Annotated in this window: 15 protein-coding genes and 1 pseudogene; 9 read left to right on the top strand and 7 right to left on the bottom strand. The window is 70.3% G+C overall.

The annotated features are described in order from the left end of the window. Positions 1-12 precede the first annotated feature (12 nt). Together OHB49_RS07730 and OHB49_RS07725 are read right to left on the bottom strand one after the other, a co-directional pair. The gene (locus OHB49_RS07730; RefSeq protein WP_329166394.1) at positions 13-2,187 is read right to left on the bottom strand and encodes an OmpL47-type beta-barrel domain-containing protein; all 2,175 of its coding nucleotides are present in this window, start codon (positions 2,185-2,187) and stop codon (positions 13-15) included. A 56-nt stretch (positions 2,188-2,243) separates the two neighbouring features. Next, positions 2,244-4,736: a ThuA domain-containing protein gene (locus OHB49_RS07725; RefSeq protein ID WP_443079500.1), complete on the bottom strand. Its 2,493-nt coding sequence runs from the start codon at positions 4,734-4,736 to the stop codon at positions 2,244-2,246. A 237-nt stretch (positions 4,737-4,973) separates the two neighbouring features. Here OHB49_RS07725 and OHB49_RS07720 point away from each other — a divergent pair, with 237 nt between their 5' ends. Continuing rightward, positions 4,974-5,981, top strand: a complete 1,008-nt coding sequence (locus OHB49_RS07720) for a multicopper oxidase domain-containing protein (protein WP_329158992.1) — start codon at positions 4,974-4,976, stop codon at positions 5,979-5,981. 3 nt (positions 5,982-5,984) lie between these two features. On the opposite strand, the gene OHB49_RS07715 is transcribed toward OHB49_RS07720, so the two are convergent. Further along, positions 5,985-8,177 (bottom strand): DEAD/DEAH box helicase, encoded by a 2,193-nt coding sequence (locus OHB49_RS07715; RefSeq protein WP_329158990.1) that lies wholly within the window; start codon positions 8,175-8,177, stop codon positions 5,985-5,987. Positions 8,178-8,291: 114 nt separating this feature from the next. Here OHB49_RS07715 and OHB49_RS07710 point away from each other — a divergent pair. The 5 genes and pseudogenes from OHB49_RS07710 to OHB49_RS07690 form a co-directional block, all read left to right on the top strand. Continuing rightward, a pseudogene (locus OHB49_RS07710) lies at positions 8,292-8,465 on the top strand (ABC transporter); the annotation flags it as partial. Between the two features lie 217 nt (positions 8,466-8,682). Beyond that, positions 8,683-9,483: a VOC family protein gene (locus OHB49_RS07705; protein ID WP_329158988.1), complete on the top strand. Its 801-nt coding sequence runs from the start codon at positions 8,683-8,685 to the stop codon at positions 9,481-9,483. A 73-nt stretch (positions 9,484-9,556) separates the two neighbouring features. Further along, positions 9,557-9,811, top strand: coding sequence for a WhiB family transcriptional regulator (locus OHB49_RS07700; protein ID WP_329158987.1), 255 nt, complete (start codon positions 9,557-9,559; stop codon positions 9,809-9,811). A gap of 67 nt (positions 9,812-9,878) precedes the next feature. Then, entirely contained in the window at positions 9,879-11,498 is a 1,620-nt protein-coding gene (locus OHB49_RS07695) for a GMC family oxidoreductase (protein ID WP_329158985.1), read from the top strand. A gap of 158 nt (positions 11,499-11,656) precedes the next feature. Continuing rightward, the gene (locus OHB49_RS07690; RefSeq protein WP_329158983.1) at positions 11,657-15,019 is read left to right on the top strand and encodes a hypothetical protein; all 3,363 of its coding nucleotides are present in this window, start codon (positions 11,657-11,659) and stop codon (positions 15,017-15,019) included. A 39-nt stretch (positions 15,020-15,058) separates the two neighbouring features. On the opposite strand, the gene OHB49_RS07685 is transcribed toward OHB49_RS07690, so the two are convergent. From OHB49_RS07685 to OHB49_RS07675, 3 genes are all read right to left on the bottom strand, one after another. After that, positions 15,059-16,033, bottom strand: coding sequence for an acyl-ACP desaturase (locus OHB49_RS07685; RefSeq protein ID WP_329158981.1), 975 nt, complete (start codon positions 16,031-16,033; stop codon positions 15,059-15,061). Between the two features lie 277 nt (positions 16,034-16,310). Beyond that, positions 16,311-17,942 carry an ABC-F family ATP-binding cassette domain-containing protein gene (locus tag OHB49_RS07680; protein WP_329158979.1) on the bottom strand — a complete coding sequence of 544 codons (1,632 nt, stop codon included), beginning with the start codon at positions 17,940-17,942 and terminating at the stop codon, positions 16,311-16,313. A 364-nt stretch (positions 17,943-18,306) separates the two neighbouring features. Then, positions 18,307-18,723 carry an SsgA family sporulation/cell division regulator gene (locus OHB49_RS07675; protein WP_329158977.1) on the bottom strand — a complete coding sequence of 139 codons (417 nt, stop codon included), beginning with the start codon at positions 18,721-18,723 and terminating at the stop codon, positions 18,307-18,309. Positions 18,724-18,905: 182 nt separating this feature from the next. Here OHB49_RS07675 and OHB49_RS07670 point away from each other — a divergent pair, with 182 nt between their 5' ends. Beyond that, complete coding sequence (locus OHB49_RS07670; protein WP_329158976.1) at positions 18,906-20,027, top strand: WD40/YVTN/BNR-like repeat-containing protein; 1,122 nt, start codon at positions 18,906-18,908, stop codon at positions 20,025-20,027. Between the two features lie 205 nt (positions 20,028-20,232). Here the strand turns inward: OHB49_RS07670 and OHB49_RS07665 are convergent, their stop codons facing one another. After that, entirely contained in the window at positions 20,233-20,529 is a 297-nt protein-coding gene (locus OHB49_RS07665) for a YciI family protein (protein WP_329158974.1), read from the bottom strand. 65 nt (positions 20,530-20,594) lie between these two features. On the opposite strand from OHB49_RS07665, the gene OHB49_RS07660 reads away from it, so the two are divergent. Both OHB49_RS07660 and mmpA read left to right on the top strand, forming a co-directional pair. Continuing rightward, a complete protein-coding gene (locus OHB49_RS07660; protein WP_329158973.1) occupies positions 20,595-21,272 on the top strand; it encodes an endonuclease V in 678 nt (225 codons plus the stop codon). A gap of 73 nt (positions 21,273-21,345) precedes the next feature. After that, a complete protein-coding gene (mmpA, locus tag OHB49_RS07655; protein ID WP_329158971.1) occupies positions 21,346-21,489 on the top strand; it encodes a morphogenic membrane protein MmpA in 144 nt (47 codons plus the stop codon). Positions 21,490-21,540: the final 51 nt, after the last annotated feature.

Genomic DNA, 21,540 nt, shown 5'->3' with positions numbered 1-21,540 from the left:
CTCCCTGAGCGGTTACAGCTCCTTGATCCGGATGTCGCGGTACGAGATCACGTCCGAGGTGCTGTGGACCTGGAGTCCGATGTAGCCGGACGAGTAACGCCGGCCGTCGGTGCCCGGGTCGTCCCCCCGTGGCGGTTCGAAGACCTGTCCTCCGTTGTTGTCGAACTCGTTCAGCAGGACACCGTTGCGGTAGATCGAGTAGTGCTGGTCGACCACCCGGATCTCGTAGTCGTTCCAGGTGCCCTTGGGCGTCACCCCGGCGCCGGCCAGGCCGATCCGGTCGAATCCGTAGATCGAACCCGTCTTGTACATGTCGCCGTCCGGCTTGTCGAGGATCTGCACCTCATGGCCGTATTTGATGGCTACCCACTCCGGGCGGGACTCCTCCGGGTTGTCGTGGACGTTCGGGAAGCGGACGAAGACACCTCCGTTGGCGTTGCCCGTGCCGGGGGCGTCATCGCGCCACTGGAGCTTGAGCGAGAAGTCGCCGTACTGCCGTCCCGGGAACCAGAGCATCCCCATGCCGTCCACGGTCGTGGAGCTGGTGATCGAGCCGTCCGCGTTGAGCCCGAACCTGCCACCGCCGACCTGCTGCCACTTGGCGAACGAGTCGGCCGTGCCGTCGAAGAGCTTCTTGTACCCCTCGTCCTGGCCCGGCTTGCCGATGCCCGACTGCTTGGCCGCCCGGTAGATCTTCTTGTGCTCGCGGGCGTCGATCACCCCGGCGGCGAGCAGCTTGTCGAGGACCTTGTCGACGTGCTTGAGGAACAGCGCGTGCGACGGCCAGTCCTTCTCGTCCTCGATCAGCTCATTGATCGTGCAGCGGTTGCCGGTGATGCGGTTGGGAACGCCCGTGTCGACCGTTCCGACGATGACGGTCAGCCGCTCGTCGAACTCCGGGCAGTTCGGCGCGGGCACGCCCCCGCTCTGCGCGATGGTGAACGACACCTGCTTCGCCTCGGAGGTGTTGCCCGCCTTGTCCGTCGCCCGGTGGGCGACGGTGTGGTGGCCGACGCGGTCGACGATGACCGTGGCCGTGTACGCGAGGTACGGGCCGCCGTCGAGCGAGTACTCGATCCTGTCCACACCCGACCCGGCGTCGGTCGCCGTCACCGTCACCTTGGCGCTGGTGAGGTAGGCGTTGTCCGAATTCTTGTCGCCCTCGACCTTCGCCGTCGTCTGCGGCGGGGTCGTGTCCTGCGACGGCGGGGCGACGACGGTGAAGTCGACGGACTTCTCGGCGGCCGTGTTGCCCGCCTTGTCGGTGGCCCGGTAGCGGACCGTGTGCGCCCCCACCTCGTGGACCATCACCGGTGCGGTGTACGGCTGCCAGGCGCCGTCGGCCCCGACCGCGTACTCGATGGTGTTGACGCCGGACCCGGTGTCGGACGCGGTCACGGTGACCGTGGCCATACCCAGGTACGCACCCTGGGCGTCCTTCTCACCGGAGACGGTCGCCGAGGTCTCCGGCGCCGTACTGTCGTCGGTCGGCGGCGCGGCGACCGCGAAGTCGACGGACTTCTCGGCGGCCGTGTTGCCCGCCTTGTCGGTGGCGCGGTACCGGATGCTGTGCGTGCCGACCTCGTTCACCACCACCGGCGTGGTGTACGGCTGCCAGGCGCCGTCGGCCCCGACCGCGTACTCGACGGTGCCGACGCCCGAACTGTCGTCCGTCGCCGAGACGGTGACCGTCGCCTGACCGATGTACGCGCCGTCGGCGTTCTTGTCGCCGTCGACCTTCGCCGACGTCTCGGGTGCGGTGGTGTCCTCGCCGCCACCGCCGTCGGTCACGGTGAGGATGCCCTGCATCGCCTGATGACCCGGCATGGTGCAGTGGTAGAAGTACCGGCCGGGCGTGAGCGTGACCTCGACGGTGTGCCTGCCGCCCTGGTCGTCACCCGGGTTGGCCAGGATGTTCAGCGGCACGTCGTTGTTGAACTCGGGGTCGGAGACGCTGAACGTCAGCGTGTGCGGCATGCTCGTCGTGTTGCCGGTCGCCGTGCTGTTCTCGAAGACGATGGTCGCCTTGCCGGCCACCGCGGTCGTGGGAGCCGACAGATAGTGGTCGATGGGATCGCCCGCGGTCCAGGTGAGGACCTGATCGGCCGCCGCGGCCTGCCGGCCGGCATCACGACCGTACGCGGCCGTCGACGTCAGCCCCAGAACCATGAGGAACGAGCCCAGCATGGCCAGCCACAACAGCACGGGCCGATAATGAGGTTGAGCGAGGAACGAACGGTGTCTCACTGCACTGCCGCCTTCCTGGCCAGATCAGAGGCGGCCGGGGTCGGCTCGCCGCCCTTGTACGTCACACGCCAGAGCGCGGACTTGGAGTCGGAGGTGAAGAAGCCGCGCCCGTAGTCCAGGACGTACAGCGAACCGTCCGGGGCGAACTTCCAGTCCATCAGGTTGCGGATGCCGTCCGCCCCGACCGGGATGATCTTCTTCAGGGACTCGGCGTGGGTGGGCAGACCGCCCTTGCCGACCGTCTTCGGGTCGGTGAGCACCGCATGCCGCGGCTGCGTGTCGTCGTAGAAGTCACCGACGAACCACTTGCCGTCCCAGTACGACGGCCACTTGTCCGCGCTGGTGCTCGCCGCGTCGTACCGGTACACCGGGCCGTTCATCGTCGCCTGGCCACCGCCCTTGAGCCACGGCAGCAGCTGCTTCTGCTCCTCCACCTTGTAGCTCGGGATGCCGTTCGCGTCGCGCGGGTAGTCCACGCCACCGCCCTGCGGCGAGTACCAGATGGTGTTGGACGTGATCGGCGGCAGATTCACCAGACCGTCGTTGTTCGGCGACTCGTTCCTGGGATGGTCGCAGTCGTACCAGCCGAGCGGCTTGCTCGGGTCCGGAAGATTGCGGTCCCGGTACGGCTGCTTGTTGCCCATGCAGTACGGCCAGCCGTGGTTGCCCGCCTTGGTGATCGCGGCGAACGTGTCGTACTTCGCCGGACCCCACGTGGTGCTCGGCGCGCCGGCGTCGGGGCCGACCCAGCCCGCGTACAGGGTGTCGGTGGTCTTGTCGACGGAGATCCGGGCCGGGTTGCGTACGCCCATCACATAGATCTCGCCGCGGGTCTTGCCGCCGCCCTCGTCCGGCTCCTTGCCGGTGAAGAGATTGCCCTCGGGCAGTGTGTACGTGCCGTCGTCCTCGGGGTGGATCCGCAGGATCTTCCCGTTGAGGTTGTTCGTGTTGCCCGCGGTGCGCCGGGCATCGGCGAACGACACGCCCTTGTAGTTCGGCGCCGGGTTGTTGCCGGAGTAACCGTCGCTGAAACCGGAGGAGTTGTTGTCACCGGCCGCTATGTACAGGTTGCCCTTGGAGTCCCAGGCCATCCCGCCGCCCGCGTGGCAGCAGCTGTGGATCTGGACCGGCCAGTGCAGCAGCACCTTCTCGGACGAGAGATCCAGCTTGTTCGTGGCCAGGTCCAGGGTGAACCGGGAGACCTGACGCACCGCCATCTGCTTGTCGCGGTCGATCTTCGAGTGGGGCGTGTAGTGCAGATACACCCAGCCGTTGGACTCGAAGTCCGGGTCCAGCTCGATCCCGAGCAGGCCCTCCTCGACCTTGACCAGCTCGTCACCGCCGCCCTTGTTCCCGAAGACCGTCAGCTCTCCGGCGAGGGTGACCTTCTTGGTCTTCGGGTCGTAGACATGGATCTGGCCCAGGCCCTTGCCGATGTTCGGGTCGTTCCAGTCGGTGACGACCGGCTTGCTGCTGTCGGCGCCACCGCGCCCGATGTACAGCACCCGTCCGTCGGGCGCGACGACCAGTCCGTGCGGCTCGCCGATCTGGTCGTTCTGACCGGGCTGATTGGGCTGGGTGACCCGTTCCGCCTTGTAGTTGGAGGTGATCGTCGCCTTGCAGTCGGCCCGCGAGATCCGGGTCGTCCAGGCGAGTGCGCCCCGCAGATGGTCGCGGAAGTCCGTCTCCGCGAAGCTGTCGGCCGTACCGCCCATCGCGGTGTAGAAGGACCGGCCGCCATCGTAGTCACGACACCAGGACACCGGGTGGTCCCAGCCGTTGGCACTGGCCCCCGGCTTGTACGTGATCTCGCGGACGCGGGCCACGGTGTGCACATCGCCGGACGGGTTCTTCGTCCAGTTCAGCCACCTGTCGGGGCGCTTCCACTCCAGCGGCAGGTTCTTCGTCGCCGGGTGCTGCCGGTCCCCGATCTCAACCGTGGCCCGCTGTACGGCGGTTGGGCTGTCGGCTGCCGGACGGGCGCCGACCAGGCCGGTGAACCAGTCCGAGTACGGTTCGGTGCGTGCCGCGTCATGGATGCCGAGGAAGCCGCCGCCGGCCTCCATGTACGCCTCCAGGCCCGCCTCCTGCTCCGGGTCGAGGACATCACCGCCGCCGGTCAGGAAGACGACGGCGTTGTACTTGCCGAGCTGCTTTCCGTTGGTGAAGACGGCCGGATCGTCAGTCGCAACAGTCTTGAATCGCCCGGCCTCCGGTCCGGTGAGGCCGATCTTCTCGATGGCCGCGATACCGGCGTCGACGGTCGGGGACTCGTCGGTCGCCGAGGCGTGGAAGACGAGCACCTTGACGGTGGCGCCGCCGGGCGGAGACGGCAGGGACAACGTTGTCGCCATCGACTGCGTGTCCACCGGATGAGGCCTGGCATCGGCGGCGTTCTGGCCGAGTAATGAGACGGTCAGCGCGCCGGCCGCCACGGCCGCCGCCAGCCCGCGTCGTGATCTGGACCGGTGATGTGGTGTGCGCTGCATGTGGTCACCCACCCCTCTTTGGTCACTGCAACAGCATGGAGTCACTGCAACAGCCGATGAAGCTAGACCTCTTTTCGCGACTCGCCAATAGCTATGGCGGCAATGGCACGAACTTTGTCCTTAGTGTGGATAAACGAAGATCCCCGGGCTACCGTATGGCCCGTCCCGGGGGTCACGTGCGCCCCGCCGGTCTCTGGAAACCTCCGCAAATACCCTTATGACAGTCGGGAGTTCGACATGGATCGAAGGAGCTTCAATCGCCGGTTCCTGGTGGGCAGCGGGGTCGCGGCGGCGACCGGAGTGACATCGTTGTCTCTCGGAACGATCGAGGCCAGCTCGGCGGAGCCCCCGCCGAAAACCGCTCCGGCGGGCGGCGTGGTCCGCCATCTCAAGCTGTACGCGGAGAAGTTGGCGGACGGTCGGATGGGCTACGGATTCGAGAAGGGCAAGGCAACGGTCCCGGGTCCGCTCATCGAGATCAACGAGGGCGACACCCTGCACATCGAGTTCGAGAACACCATGGATGTGGCCGCCAGCCTCCACGCGCACGGCGTCGACTACGACATCGCGAGCGACGGCACCCGGATGAACAAGAGCATCGTCGAACCGGGTGGCACGCGCACGTACACCTGGCGCACCCATGCGCCGGGCCGCAGGAAGGACGGCACCTGGCAGCCGGGCAGTGCGGGCTACTGGCACTACCACGACCATGTCGTCGGGACGGACCACGGCTCGGGCGGCATCCGTAAGGGGCTGTACGGTCCGGTGATCGTCCGGCGCAAGGGCGACATCCTGCCGGACAAGACGATCACCATCGTCTTCAACGACATGACGATCAACAACAAGCCGGCGACCGAGAGCCCCAACTTCGAGGCCACCGTGGGTGACCGGCTGGAAGTCGTCATGATCACGCACGGCGAGTACTACCACACGTTCCATGTCCACGGTCACCGCTGGGCCGACAACCGCACGGGCCTGCTCGCCGGCCCCGACGACCCCAGCCGGGTCATCGATACGAAGATCGTCGGCCCGGCGGACTCCTTCGGCTTCCAGGTCATCGCGGGCGAACACGTGGGCGCGGGCGCCTGGATGTACCACTGCCATGTGCAGAGCCACTCCGACATGGGCATGGCCGGGCTGCTGCTGATCGCCAAGGCGGACGGCACGGTCCCGGGCTACGACCCGCACGACATGCATGAGATGCACGACATGAAGACCGACCCGCCGAAGGCCGAGAAGTCCTGAGGGTCAGCCTCGGGTCATGCCCGTCGCGAGGCGCAGCTGTTCCTCCTCGACGATGCGCCGGGCCAGGCTTCTCTCCGACACGTCCACGGCGTCCGGTGTCGTCTCGGCGACATCGCTGCGCCGTGCGTACGCGTCGAACAGCCGCTTCTTGCGGGCCAGGATGTCCAGCATCCGCTGGTCGACACTGTCCGTCGCGAGCAGCCGGTGCACCTGGACCGTGCGTATCTGCCCCATCCGGTGCGCACGGGCCACGGCCTGGTGCTCCATCGTCGGCTTGATCTGCGGCTCGCAGAGGATGACCACCGACGCGGCCTGCATGTTCAGTCCGACGCCCCCTGCCTGGATCTGGCTCAGCAGGACCGCATGGCCGTCCACCGCACTGAACTCGTCGATCAGCTCCTGCCGGCGGGCGGCCGGGACGTTTCCGGAGACAGGTCCGAACATGCCCTCGCCCAGGGCCTGTTGGACCGTGGCGAGCACCTCGCGGAAGTACGAGAACACGACGACCTTGAGTCCGTTGCCGGCGGCCTCCGTGACCAGCTCACGCAGCCGGTTCAGCTTCGCCGAGGTCTCGGGGCGCGCGTACGCCGCCCGGCGCATCCGCATGAACTGCCCGGCGGCGACCGCCTCGCGGTAGACGGCGAGATCGACCTCGCTGAACTCCTCCCACTCGTCGACCTGCACCAGCGCCGGGAGTTCGGTCAGCACGTCCTCCTGGTTGCGGCGCAGATAGGCGGGCGCGACGGCTTTGCGAAAGGCGTGCGAACCCGCGACACCATGGGTGGTGCTGATGGACGGGGCCAGTTCGGGCTGGAGATGGCGGACCAGGCTGCGGAACTCCTCCACACGGTTCTCCATAGGCGTACCGGTCAGGAAGAGCACCCGATCGGTGTGTCCTGCCCAGCCGGACACCGCGCGCGAGCGGCGGGTGGCCGGGTTCTTGATGTAGTGGGCCTCGTCGACGACCAGCATGCCGGGCCGCTTTCCGCCGTCCCGGGCGGCCGGCAGGGTGTGCAGAGCGTCGAACGTGGTGAGGGCGACTCCGCCCCGCTCGTGCCACTCGGCGAACGCCTCCTGCCGCTCGGGGCCGTGCACCGGCAGGACCCGCAGCGTGGAGCGGGCCCGGACCTCCCGGGCCCAGTTGATCAGCACGCTCGCCGGGCACACCACCAGGAAGTGCGTCTCGCCCCGCGCCGAGAGATGCGCGAGCGCGGCGATGGCCTGCACGGTCTTGCCGAGCCCCATCTCGTCGCCGAGGATCACCCGCTTCTGTGCGAGCGCGAAACGGGCGCCGAACGACTGGTAGCCGCGCAGCGAGACCCGCAGGTGCGCGTCGTCGAGCCGCACCCCGCGCACCCGGTCCGCGATCCTGGAGGGGAGGAACCCCTCGGCGGCGTGTCGGTCGGGGCCGGTGCCCGACACCTCGGCGAGCAGGCTGTAGTACTCGGCGGACCGCAGCTCGAAGTCGACCCAGGCCGCGACTTCCGACTCCGGGGCCCGCAGCAGATCGACCGACACCTGCCCGAACAGCAGCGGTAGTCCGCGCTCCGCCGCTTCCGCGACGACGGTCCGTACGGACGCGACGGCGGCGAGCGCCGTCGCGCGGGCCTGCCGGCCGGAGAACAGCATGCGCAGCCGCCCGCGAGCCGGCCCGGCCTCCGCGAGCAGCGGCTCCAGCCGGCCGACGAGTCGTCGGGCCGCGTCCACCGCCCGCCGGACGTCCGGTCCGGCCTCGACCAGCCGGTGCAGGGCCGTGATCAGGGCGGTGGTGGACTCGTCCGGCGCTTCCACGTCGATCCGGACGGCGACCGTGTCCCGGACCGCGTGGGCGATCTGCCCGGCGGCGGCGAGTGCCTGGTCGGCGGTCTGCGCACCGACGCCGGGGATCTGACGGAGCTCGTACCGGTTGGCCTCGTGGACCTGGCCGACGGTGGTGTAACCGGCCTGCTCGACCGCGCCGATGCGCAACCGGCCCTCGGTGACGTCCTTGAGCCGGGAGACCGGGATGGCGGCCAGCTCGCGGCGGATCAGGGAGTCGAGGATCGGGGTGAGTTCGGCGTGTATGGCCTCGACGGCGCGGGTGTGATCGGACAGCACCGCACGCGCCACGCCGAGCAGCTGCTCGGCGTGCGCGAGCAACTCCCGGGCGGCCTTCCCCCTCGGAGCCCCGGTATCGGTCTCCCCGGCCTCTGTCATGTACGTTCCTCTGTCCGCGCAGCCCCGCTGCCGCCTCGCCCGGCACCTGCCCGAGTGAGACATATCGTGCCACGGGCCGATGACAGGGACGGCCGGGCGGGGCTGGGCGGTGGACCGGCAGGGCACGTGCGGCTGCGGTTCACCGACCCGGCCGCGTACCGGTCCGCCGCCGCGCTGCGCGAGGCCACCCGGGACGACGAGGGGCTCGCGCTGCAGATCCTGAGCGATGGCAGCCGGCGCGAACTGCGCTCCCTCCTCGACTGCCTGGACGCGGCTGCCGAAGAGAGCAGGGGCCGGTGGCGCGTGGGCCGAGGGGCGGAGCAAGGGCGCCTACGAGGCATGGGCCCTTCTGGTCGCCATGTGCCGAGCAACCATGAAGGCCGTGCCCCGGCGCAATGGATTCCGGCGTTGCGTGGACCGCGGTTGTCAGTGCCCGGTGCAAGACTCGGAAGGTCAGGAGATACCGCTGCAGTACTGGTACGGGACTCGCTGAAGGAGCCGCGCGATGCTCACCACCGATTTTGTCACCGGATCCCCCAACTGGCTCGATCTCGGCTCGCCCGACCTCGATGGGGCCACCGCCTTCTACCGAGGCCTCTTCGGCTGGGAATTCGTGCCCGGCGGTCCCGAGACCGGCGGATACGGGATGTTCATGCTGGACGGGAAATCGGTTGCGGGAGCGATGACCGTCCCGCCGGAGCAGGCGAAGTCGTCCTGGTCGGTCTACTTCCAGACGCCCGACGTCGATGCCACCGCGAAGTCGGTCGAGCAGGCCCGCGGCGTGGTGCCCTTCCCGCCGATGGACATCCTCGACTTCGGCCGGATGGGCGGCTTCACCGACCGGGGTGGGGCGTACTTCGGGACCTGGCAGCCGAAGAAGGTACCGGGCCTGGGCGCGGTGGGCGTTGCGCGCACGCTCTGCTGGGCCGAGCTTTACACCCCGGACGTGCCCGCGGCCGCCGCGTTCTACCGCACTGTCTTCGGGTGGGACACCGCCCAGACGCCGTTCCCCGGCGGCGGCGGGTCCTACACTGTGATCCGCACCGCGGGCGGTGGCGAAGAGGCCGGCTTCGGCGGGCTCGTACCCGTCAACACCGTTCCGACCCTGGCCGTTCTGGGACCGCACTGGCTGCCGTACTTCGAAGTCGAGGACTGCGACGCCGCGGTCGCGGACGTCGAGCGGCTGGGCGGCAAGCTGACACTGGAACCCATGGACATGCACGGCGTGGGCAAGCTCGCCAATGTCGCCGATCCGTACGGTGCGCACTTCGCGGTGATCAGGAGCGCCGAGGCGCCGGGGAGCTGACCGGAGGCCGTGCGAGCCCCGCATTGATGCGTCGTTGATCAGTCGTTTATCGCGACCGGGCACTGTGTCCACCATGCTGATCAACACCGTGACCGACTCCGCACTCGCCTGGCAGGAGACAGCGCTGTGCGCGCAAGCGGGACCCGAATTCTTCTTCCCTGCCCCCGGCAGCTCCACACGTGAGGCCAAGCAGTTGTGCAACGCGTGCGAAGGCCGGGAGGCCTGCCTGGAGTACGCCCTCGACAACGACGAGCGGTTCGGCGTCTGGGGCGGCCTCTCGGAGAAGGAGCGGGAACGACTGCGCAGACTTGAGCGCAAGCAGGCCTGAACTTCCCCTGTACATGCCACAATTCGGCCCTGCGCGATCCTGAGTCCACAGTCCAGGGGGAGCCGAGTTGAGCGAGTACGACTACATCGTCGTCGGGGCGGGATCGGCCGGCTGCGTGCTGGCCGCGCGACTCTCCGAGGACCCCACCGTCCGGGTCGCGCTCGTCGAGTCGGGCGGGCGCGACCGAAAGTCGGAGATCCGGATTCCGGCCGCCTTCCCGAAGCTCTTCAAGACCGCGTACGACTGGGACTTCAGTACGGTGAAGCAACCGGCCCTCGGCGGCCGGGAGCTGTACTGGCCCCGGGGCCACACCCTCGGCGGATGCTCGTCGATCAACGCCATGATGTGGGTGCGTGGGCACCGCGACGACTACGACGCCTGGGCCGGGTCCGCCGGTTCGGACTGGTCCCACGACGCGCTCGTACGGTACTTCCGCCGGGCGGAGCGGTGGACCGGCCCGACCGGCGACGGCACGGTGTACGGCACCGAGGGCCCCCTCTTCATCTCGCCGCCCCGCGACCCCAGCCGGCTGACGGCCGCCTTCCTCGACGCCTGCTCGCTGGAAGGTCTGCCGTTCCTGCCCGAGCTGAACGCCCCCGACCACAGTGGCAGTGCCCTCACCCCGGTCAGCGTCCACCGGGGCCGCCGCTGGAGTGCCGCCGACGGCTACCTCAAGCCGGCCGGCCGCCGCGCCAACCTCGACATCCTCACCGGAACCCGCATCCGCAGCCTGGCCTTCGACTCGGACGACCCCGCCCGCGTCACCGGCGTCGTCACCGAACGCGGCCACGGCGCGGCCACGCTCACCGCACGCCGCGAGGTCATCCTCAGTGCCGGAGCCATCGGATCACCGCAGCTGCTGCTTCGCTCCGGCATCGGCGACCCGGACCAGCTGCGCGAGTCCGGCATCGAGGTGCGGGCGGCATCCCCGGACGTGGGCCGCCACCTCCAGGACCATCTGTCCTTCGCCGTGACCGTGCACTGCCCGCAACCGGTGAGCATGACCGGAGCCGACAGTCTCGCCAATGTCGGCCGCTTCCTGCTGGCGCGTCGTGGGCCGCTCACCTCGAACCTCGCCGAGGCGGTGGCGTTCATCCGCTCCACCCCGGAACTCGCCGCCCCCGACCTGGAACTGATATTTGCCCCGGCTCCGTTCATCAACCACGGTCTGACCCCACCGACCGAACACGGCATCACCATCGGCGTGGTCCTGCTCCAGCCCGAGAGCGCCGGCCGCATCACCCTGGACCCGGACACCGGCGAGAACGCCGACGGCGCCCCGGGTGTCCGCATCGACCCCGGCTACCTGACCGCCGAGTCGGACCTGCAGCGCATGATCGCCGGAGTCCGCCGCGCCGAGTCCCTGTTCGCCGCCGCGCCCCTGGCCGCGCACACCTCGGGTCCGATGGGGCCGTACCCCGGTCCGGTCGACGACGCGCGCCTCGCCGAGGCGATCCGTACCGGAGCCGAGACGCTCTACCATCCGGTCGGCACCTGCAGGATGGGCGAGGACCCGGAGTCGGTGACCGACCCCCGGCTGCGGGTGCGCGGCGTGACGGGGCTGCGGGTGGTCGACGCCTCGGTGATGCCTCGCATCACCCGTGGCCACACCCACGCGCCCACGGTGGCCATCGCCGAGCGGGCGGCCGAAATAATTCGTGAGGACGCACGAGTGTCAGCTGGTTAGGATCTCCCCAATGCCCGGACGTGGCGCAGAGGCGGGCGCGCCGCCTCGCCGGGGCGGATACGCCGGTTCGTCCTCGCCGTGCATGCCGATGTCGCTGTCGTCCGCAGCGTTCACCGGGCCGCTCGTGGCACTTCGATCCCGGAAGGCACAATCGCCCCATGGTGAAAGCTCTCCTGGACGCACTCGACCCGCTCCCGTATCCGCAGCGCATGCGTGAACTTGCCGCGCGGGCACGCGGACTGGCCGCCGACGGCGAGCTGCGCCCGGTCCTGGCGGAGCTGGAGCGGCGTGGACCGTACGAGCGGGGCCTCGCCGTCATCGCCGCGGCCGTCGGCCGGGACAGCGAATGGATCGCCGCGCACCTCGCCGACGAGGACACCTTCGTGCAAGGCCACGCCCTGCGGGTCGCGCACAGCCTCGGCGTACCGGACACGGCGTACGAAGCGGCCCTCGACGATGCCCCCGAAGCCGTGCGCCGCAGACTGCTCCGCGCCGTCGTGGACGGGCATCGCACCGCTCTGGCCGACCGGCTGATCGACGGGCTGCGCGCGACCTGGGGCGACGCCGAGGCGGCCCGTCTGCTGCCGGGCTGCTCCGCAGGGACCGTGACCCGACTGCTGCCGGAGCTCTTCCACGCGGTGTCCTGCTGGTCCGCGTTGGGCCGCCGCCACCCCGGCCCGCTCCTCGACGCCGCGGAACGCGAACTGGCCGCCAAGCCGGAGACATCGCGTGACGGATGGTGGCTGTGGTACGGACACGACCGAGGGATCGCCGCGGCCGTCACGCACCGTCCGGAGCGGGTCCTCGACCTGATCGAACGGTACGGTCCGTCACAACTGCCCGAACCCCTGCGCCGCCGGCTCGGCATCCTGGTCGCCGCCGCCCCCGCACGCTGCGTTCGGCTGCTGCTCGGCCACCACGGCTTCGCGATCCGCCGCAGTGGCGCACTCACCCGCACCGTGCTCCGCCGCCTGGCCGACACGGTGCCGGAGGAACTCCTTGTCGAGCTGGGCCGTGCCATGGCCGGGTTCTCCGAGCAGAACCGGCTGATCCGGGCGCTGCCACCGGGCCGCCGTGGGGCCTTCCACACCGCGGTCGCCGACGGGCAGGGCGCCGGCTCACGCGTCACCGTCGACGCCACGCTGCTCGATGTGCTGCCCCGTACCTCCGTCGTGGAACAGGCGCGGCGGATGGCGGACCGGGCCCGGGACCGCGGCGCCCCGTGGTCCGCCGTGCTGCTCGCGGAGTCGTATCTGCCCGTCGGTGAGGTGCGGGCGAAGCTGCTCGCCGCCACCCGGCGGTCTGCCGCGGACGACCGGGCCGAAGTCTGGCCGCTGCTGATACGCAACGCCGGACGCTCCGGCGACCCGGCCGCCGTCGCCGTCGTCCTGGACGACATGGCGAGGCTGCGCAACGAACAGGACCCCGTCCGGTCCGCCGCGCTGCACGCGCTCCTCGCCGTCCCGCCCGCACTCCTCACCGACGACGTGGAACCGCAGCTGGACCGGTTGGTCGCCGACGCCGTCGAGGTCCGCGACTCCTCCCCGTACACCCGCGAAACGCTGAGCTCCCTCGCTGTCGCCGTGCTGCGCACCCACACGGCCACCGGGCAGCGCGCCCTGGTCAGTTGGGCGTTGCGCACGCTGACCAGGCTCTCCGGGAACACCGGCGGCGCCGACCTCGGCCGGCTCGATCAAACCCTGCGGCGCGGCCAGGAGCACACGGTCTTCGAGGCGCTGCGGCCCTGGCTGGAGGCGGGCGCCGAGAAGTCCGACTACGGGCTCGTCCTCTCTCTCACCCGGGCGGTGGGCCGTCGCGCGGCCGCCATGGAGGACCTGCAGGAACTGCTGTGGCAGGCCGTGCGCTTCGGGACCGGTTCCACCTCCCGGGCCGCCGTCGACCTCTGGCTGCAGCCGCGCGCCGACCGGGACGTCCGTGTCGAACGGATCCTCGCCCGCGAGCCGTCGGCCGCCGTGCTCCCCGCCGTGCTCTCGGTCCTCGTCCGGCGGCGCACCGATCTGCTCGACCGATTCCTCGGCGACACCCCGCCGTACGGACGGTTCCTCACCCACGGCACGCCGTGGACCGTGCCGGTCGGGCGCGAGGTGCGCCGCTGGGTGCCACGTCAGATGCGGGCCGCCGCCCGTGCGCTGGAGCAGTCGGCGCAGGACGAGAAGCTGCCGCTGCACGCACGGGCGACGGCGATCGGACAGCTGGCCGCGGTTCCGGGGGTGGGGGCGCAGGCGCTGAGCCGCTGGACCGGTTCGTCCGACGTGGTCCTCGCCGAGGCGGCACTCGCCGCGCTCGCCCGGACCGACCGGCCCGCCGGCGTGTTGCCCGAACTGCTCGTACACACCGGGGGCGACCGGGCCCGGGTCGCGGTGTACGCGGCGAGCCGCGTCTCGCGCCACGTCCGACCGTCACGGCTCGGTCCCCTGCTGCGGGACCGGGTGGCGCCCGGCACCGGCAAGATCACCAGCCGCAAGGAGGCCGTGCGGCTCGCCGCGGCCCGGCTGCCGGCCTGCGAGGCGGCGAGCGTGCTCGCCGAGGCGTACGCACTGCCCGGCCAGCACCCGGATGTCCGTGCGGCGTGCGTGGCCTTCGGTACGGAACTGCTCGGTGACGAGCGGATGTGGGAGGTGATGGCGGACGCGGCGACCGACGGCCGGGCACTGCGGACCGCCGTACTGCGGGTGGGTCCGGCCGAGCTGCCCGAGGCCTACCGGCCGCGTTACGCGCGCTTGGTGCAGCAGGTGTGCGCCACCGACGACGAGGACCTGGCCGCGCTCGCTCACCAGGCGCTGGCCCGCTGGGTGCCGTGGGCGCCCGGGGCATGCGTGGTGCTCGTCGACGCCCTCACCGACCTGGACCGCCGTCGTGGCTGGCAGTCCGCCGCCGTCGCGCTGACCGGCGCGGCCTCCGCGGCGCCGGAGGCGGCCGGTGAACTGAACCGGGCGCTACGGACACTGGCCACCACCGACACCGCCGACGAGGCGGGATCCGAACGGGACCGGCCCGCCCGGCAGCGGATCGATCACCTCGTGAACCTGTTGACCGCACGGGCCGTGACGCACCCCGAAACGTTCCGGGCGGAACGTACCGCCGCCGCCGACATCCTCGCGGCACACCGGGGTTTCGTACCGCAGGCTGCCGTACTCCTCGCCCACGCGCTGGACCTGGACGCCGGTCCCGACCCGCTGCACTCGGCGCTGGTCCGGCTCGCCCGCCTGCACGAGGGGCGGCCCGTGCTCGCTTCCCGAACCGCGCAGACGCTCGCCACCCGGATCACGTACGCACACCGGAACGGCATCGGAGACACCGACACCCTGCTCACCGTCGCCGCCCGGCTCGGCGCCACCGGAGACACCGCGGAAGGGCTGTTCGCCGCCGCGCTCACCGCGACAGGCGGCGCCCGCACCGCGTGGACCGGGCCCTGGCGCACCCAGCTGAGGCTGCTGCGCCAGCACCCGGTCCCCGACGTGCGCGACGCCGCCTACGCAGAGGTGACGGCCCACGAGTGAGCGGGCTCGTGGGCCGTCGGTGAACCGTGGGGCCGAGGGTCAGGCGCCCGCGCGGGCGGCCATCCGCGCCTTGCGCGCGGCCAGCTTCTCGTCGAACTTGGCCGCCTCGCTGTCCAGGCCGCCCATGTACAACCCCAGCTCCTCCTGCGCCTTCAGCCCGTCCGGGCCGAGCCCGTCGATGTCCAGGACCTTCAGGTGGCGCAGCACGGGCTGGATCACGTCGTCGTGGTGGATCCGCATGTTGTAGATCTCGCCGATCGCCATCTGCGCGGCGGCCCGCTCGAAGCCGGGCATTCCGTGGCCGGGCATCCGGAAGTTGACCACGACGTCGCGCACGGCCTGCATCGTCAGGTCCGGGGCGAGCTCGAAGGCCGCACCGAGCAGGTTGCGGTAGAAGACCATGTGCAGGTTCTCGTCGGTGGCGATGCGCGCCAGCATGCGGTCGCAGACGGGGTCGCCCGACTGGTGACCGGTGTTGCGGTGCGAGACGCGGGTCGCGAGTTCCTGGAAGGCGACGTACGCCACTGAGTGCAGCATCGAGTGGCGGTTGTCGGACTCGAAGCCCTCCGCCATGTGCGCCATCCGGAACTGCTCCAGCTTGTCCGGGTCGACCGCTCGCGAGGTGAGCAGGTAGTCGCGCATCACGATGCCGTGCCGGCCCTCCTCGGCGGTCCAGCGGTGCACCCAGGTGCCCCAGGCGCCGTCACGGCCGAAGAGGGAGGCGATCTCGTGGTGGTAGCTGGGGAGGTTGTCCTCGGTCAGCAGGTTCACGACCAGTGCGATCTTGCCGATGTCGGAGACCTTGGACTGGTCGGCCTGCCAGGCCTCACCGTCCTCGAAGATGCCCGGGAAGTTCCTGCCGTCCGAGAACGGCACGTACTCGTGGGGCATCCAGTCCTTTGCGACCTTGAGATGACGGTTGAGCTCCTTCTCCACCACCTCTTCCAGGGCGTACAGCAGCTGGGCGTCTGTCCACGCCTGCGAACTGCCGAGGTGGGGAGAGGTGATCGTCACGGGGGCTCCTGGGGACGGGAGAAGTACTTACGGCCTCGTAGGTTACGAGACCGTAGGTTAAGGCGGGAGTAAGGCCCTCGCCAAGCCCACTCACCCGAAGTTCGTTTACGTACCGTTATGTACGCAGGTCACGCTGGGTGTACGGAGAGGTACATCACGCAGTCTCCGAGTGTTGCGACTCACTGATGCGGGGGTACGGCGGACGGGACCGCCCCCAAGTGGCGAGCGTCCCCACCCCCGTGCGGTCCTCATCCGTCCGCCGTTCCGCCCACGCTCCTCACATTTCCGCGCGTACCGCCTCGGCCGACGTGTCACGCAGTTCGCCGTCGAGCAGCAGCCAGCGCGTGATCCCGAGCGACTCCAGGAACGGCACGTCGTGGCTCGCCACGATCAGCGCCCCCTCGTACGACTCCAGAGCCGCCGTCAGCCGGCGCACGCTCGCCATGTCCAGGTTGTTCGTCGGTTCGTCCAGCAACAGCAGCTGCGGCGCCGGCTCGGCGAGCAGCAGCGCAGCCAGCGCCGCACGGAAACGTTCCCCGCCCGACAGCGTTCCCGCGTGCCGGTCGGCCCGCGCCCCCTTGAACAGAAAATGCGCCAGCTTCGCCCTGATCCGGTTCTCCGTCGCATCCGGTGCGAACCGCGCCACGTTCTCCACGACGCTCAGCGCGTCGTCGAGCACGTCCAGGCGCTGCGGAAGAAAACGCAGCGGCAGATGGGCCGTTGCCTCACCGGCCGCCGGGGTCAGCTGACCGGCCAGCGTGCGCAGCAGAGTCGTCTTGCCCGCCCCGTTGCGGCCCACCAGGGCGATCCGCTCGGGGCCGCGTACCTCGAACTCGCCACGCACCCGCGCCCAGTGAGCGAGTTCCAGGTCGCGCAGTACGAGCACCCCCTGGCCCGGATGGACCTTCGTGCGGGGCAGTTCGACGCGGATCTCGTCGTCGTCGCGCACGGCCTCGACGGCTTCGCCGAGGCGCTCCTTCGCCTCGGCCAGCTTCTCGGTGTGCAGGACGCGGTGCTTGCCGGCCGACACCTGGGCGGCCCGCTTGCGGTTGCCCATGACCGCCTTCGGCTCGCGCTTGGTGTCCCACATCTTCTGCCCGTAGCGCTTTCGCCGGGCCAATTTGAACTGGGCGTCCGCCAGTTCACGCTTCTGGCGTTGTACGTCGGCTTCGGCGACCCGCACCATGCGCTCGGCCGCCTCCTGCTCGACGGCGAGTGCCTCCTCGTACGCCGTGAGGTTCCCGCCGTGCCAGGTGACCTGGCCGTCCCGCAGATCCGCGATCTGGTCGACACGCTCCAGGAGTTCACGGTCGTGACTGACGACGACCAGTACACCCGTCCAGGCATCGATGGCGTCGTACAGCCGCAAGCGGGCGTACAGATCCAGATTGTTCGTCGGCTCGTCCAGCAGCAGTACCCCGGGGCGGGCCAGCAGTAGCGCGGCGAGGCGCAGCAGCACGCACTCGCCGCCCGACAGCTCACCGATGGTGCGGTCGAGCCCGATGTGACCGAGGCCGAGCTGATCGAGGGTGGCGCGGGCGCGCTCCTCCACGTCCCAGTCGTCACCCACGGCCGCGAACCACTCCTCGCGGACGTCACCCGCTTCGATGGCGTGCAGTGCGGCCCGGGTGTCCGCGACACCGAGCGCGGCATCGACCCGCAGTGCCGTGTCGAGGACCAGGTTCTGCGGCAGGTAGCCGATCTCGCCCAGCGTTCGGATACGGCCTTCGGCGGGGGTGAGTTCACCGGCGATCAGCCGCAACAGCGTCGATTTTCCACAGCCGTTGAGACCGATCAGACCGGTCCTTCCGGGGCCTACGGCCAGCTGGAAGTCGTCGAAGACCGCACTGCCGTCCGGCCAGGCGAAGGAGAGCGACGAGCAGGCGATGTGAGTCATGGGGCTAGACATACGGATCTCCCGGTTGCGAGGAAGGACAGAAGGCAACGGGTGAGACACCGGTCCAGGGCGTTCCACAGGCATGGCGCGCGGCCAAGGAGGAGCCCCGGTTGCGGAGGACGGCTCGAAGAGCTGAGGTCACACCCGGGCGCGCAGACATGACAGACATGAACGGGCATGAACTGTCCGGACACGGCGCGCGACGCGGTGTCTCACGACCTCAGACGAGCAACGTCCTTCTCCGATCCGACGACAACAAGGACGTCACGAACGGTACGAGCGGACCTCGCGGCACAGCAAACGATTTACGTCGATCCGGGCCGCGCCGACGGGTGCGGCGGAACCCGGGCCGGTGGAGCCGCCGGGGGAGTCCGGGTCAGCAGGTTCCGCCGAGCAGGTCCGCCAGACTGCGGTCGAGATCCAGGTACCGGTGCTCATCGCCCGGCGGGACCAACGCCTGCGCCCGCCGGAGGAAGCGGCGCAGCTCCCCCGTGCGGACATGCACCATCGCGATGCCCTCGGCGGCATGGAATTCCAGAACCGTACGGTCGTAACCGAACGGCCTGATCCGTACGTCCCCGACACCGGCCGGCGCGTCCATGCCTTCCGACAGCAGTTCGCGGGAGAACTCCCAGGCCACCTCGGTGCCTTCCAGCGTCGCCGGGGCAGGGAACGCCATGCGTACGGCGAACGGGTCCCTGCGGTCGTACTGCAGCGTGGCGGGAAGGGTCTCCATGCGCGGCGCCGACGCGACCATGCGTGCCTGCACGGACTGCTCGATAACGATGGACACGACTCGCTCCCCCTCGGGCCGGATGAACGGTAACCGGCATCGACAGAGACGACAGAAGTCTCCGAACCGTGCACTGGTGACAACGTGAGCTGCGTCACCGTGCGACGCCGCCGCGATCGGATGTCCGCTTCGAGGGGGCGCACCCTGGACGGCGCGCTGACGGTCGGTTAGCTTCCTGCGCCATGAGGTTCAAGGGGACGACGAGACGACTGATGTCATGGGGAGTGTGCGGGGCGGCGCTGACCGCCGCACTGGCCACTCCGGCCGCGCAGGCAGCACCGGGGGAGGGGCGCGGGCCCGGCCACCGGCCCGCCTGGACGCTCACGGAGACGGGAACCGACGCCCGCTTCCGCGGCCTCGCCGCCGTCAGCAACCGCACCGCCTGGGCCGCGGGCTCGAAGGGCACGGTTCTGCGCACCACCGACGGAGGCCGCCACTGGCGCGACGTGGCGCCGCCCGGCGCGGCGGAGGCGGCCCTGGAGTTCCGCGACATCGAGGCCTTCGACGCGCGGCGCGCGGTGGTACTGGCCATCGGGGAGGGCGACGCCTCCAGGGTGTTCCGTACGGACGACGGCGGGACCACCTGGACCGAGTCCTTCCGCAACACCGACGCCCGCGCCTTCTACGACTGCATCACCTTCTTCGACAGCAGGCACGGCGTCGCCATGAGCGACCCGGTGGACGGAAAATTCCGCATCCTGTCCACCGCGGACGGCGGCCGCAGCTGGAAGGTGCTGCCCACGGCGGGGATGCCGGACGCACAGGCAGGCGAGGCGGGGTTCGCCGCCGGCGGCCAGTGCCTGGTCAGTTCGGGGTCCAAGGACGTCTGGCTGGCGACGGGCGGCGCGGCCACCGCCCGGGTGCTGCACTCCGCCGACCGCGGGCTGACCTGGACGGCGACCGATTCGACGATCCCGGCCGGAGACCCGGCCCGAGGCGTCTTCGGCCTGGCGTTCCGTGACCGTACGCACGGCATCGCGGTCGGCGGTGACTACCGGGCCGACCAGGCCTCGCCGAACGCCGCCGCCGTCACGGGCGACGGAGGCCGCAGCTGGCAGCGGTCCACCACCGCGCCGCCCGCCTACCGCTCCGGTGTCGCCTGGGTTCCGCACACCCGCTCGACGGCACTGGCCGTCGGCCCGACCGGGACGGACGTGACGACGGACGGCGGGCGCACCTGGCGCACGGTCGACACCGGTTCGTACGACACCGTGGACTGCACACCGGTCGGCGGCTGCTGGGCGGCCGGCGAGAAGGGGCGGATCGCCCGGCAGGGCCAGGGCCTCTCGTTCGGATCACCCTGAGGGCTGTCCCGTGATCCCTGGCGGGCGCGCGACGACAGCTACGGCACCTCTCCCCCGTAGCCTCAACGGCACGGGGGTACCCCCTCCGTTGTCGGAACACCCGAATACGCCCGGTATGAGGATGCTCCTCCGCCTTGCGATGCACCGCATCCGACGCCGCGTGCTGATCCGCCAGGGATTACGGGAGAGCCCTCAGGGCCCGTCGTCAGGGCAACTGCTGCCGGTGCGGGGCGAGTTCGTCCGACGTCTTCGTCGCGATGAACTCCGTGATCCGATACGCGCACACGCCCTCGGCCGCGAAGGGGTCGGCCGCCGCGATCTTCTCGATCTGCGCGCGGTCGTCCCCCACAGCGAGGATCACACCGCCTTCGCGCGGGTTCTTGCGGCCGGACGCGATGAAGACACCGGCCGCGTACTGCGTGTCCAGCCAGGCGACATGCGCCTGCATCAGCGCGTCGACACGCTCGACGGGGGCGGTGTAGGTCAACTCGAGCACGAACATGAATGTCACCTTGTCGACACCGCATCGGAGCCCGCCCGGACGGGACTTCTAAGCTGGTCGGCACCATGACGACCTTCCGCACACCCGCCGACGCGGCCGAAGCCCGTGCCATCCAGGACACCCTCCGCGCCCGCGTGGTGCTCGACGAGCCGGGACCGCCGCCCGGGACGGGTCGGGCGACCGGTGTCGACGTCGCCTACGACGACGAGCGCGATGTCGTGGTCGCGGCGGCGGTCGTGCTCGACGCGGCGACTCTGGACGTCGTCGCGGAGACCACCGCCGTCGGACGGGTCACCTTCCCGTACGTCCCGGGACTCCTCGCCTTCCGGGAGATCCCGACCGTGCTGGCCGCGCTGGAGGCCCTGCCGGTCGACCCCGGTCTCGTCGTCTGCGACGGATACGGCAGGGCGCACCCGCGCCGCTTCGGGCTCGCCAGTCACCTGGGCGTCCTCACCGGACTTCCCGTCATCGGCGTCGCCAAGAACCCGTTCACCTTCACGTACGAACAGCCGGGCCCCCGGCGCGGCGACTCCTCGCCGCTCCTCGACGGGGACGAGGAGGTGGGACGGGCGCTGCGCACCCAGGACGGCACCAAACCGGTGTACGTCTCGGTCGGACACCGGACCGGCCTGGACAACGCCTGTGCGCACACACTCCTGCTGGCCAGGGACTTCCGCCAGCCGGAGACCACGCGCAGGGCCGACGCGCTGTGCAGGCAGGCGCTCCGGGAAGCGACCGCCTGAGTGCGCACGGCCGCCCGCACCTGAGTATGTGTACGGATACCGCCTGCCGATCATGACCGGCACCCTTGCACACATGAACGATCATCGAACGTCCGCACGTACCGGAACCGTCTACGTCGCCCAACGGCGCCTCGCCGTGGGAATGACCCTCGGCGTCCTCGCAGGCGTCGTGTGGGCCGTCGCGATGATCTGCACACTCGTGTCCTGGATGCTCTGACCGGCAGCTCCGTCCTGCCCACTTCTCCCGCGACGGGTCGAGCGGCCGGTC

The organism is Streptomyces sp. NBC_01717, from assembly GCF_036248255.1.
In the GTDB taxonomy this organism is placed as follows: domain Bacteria; phylum Actinomycetota; class Actinomycetes; order Streptomycetales; family Streptomycetaceae; genus Streptomyces.
The sequence above is the reverse complement of the archived record's forward strand: the minus strand, read 5'-3'. Positions and strand labels throughout refer to the sequence as shown.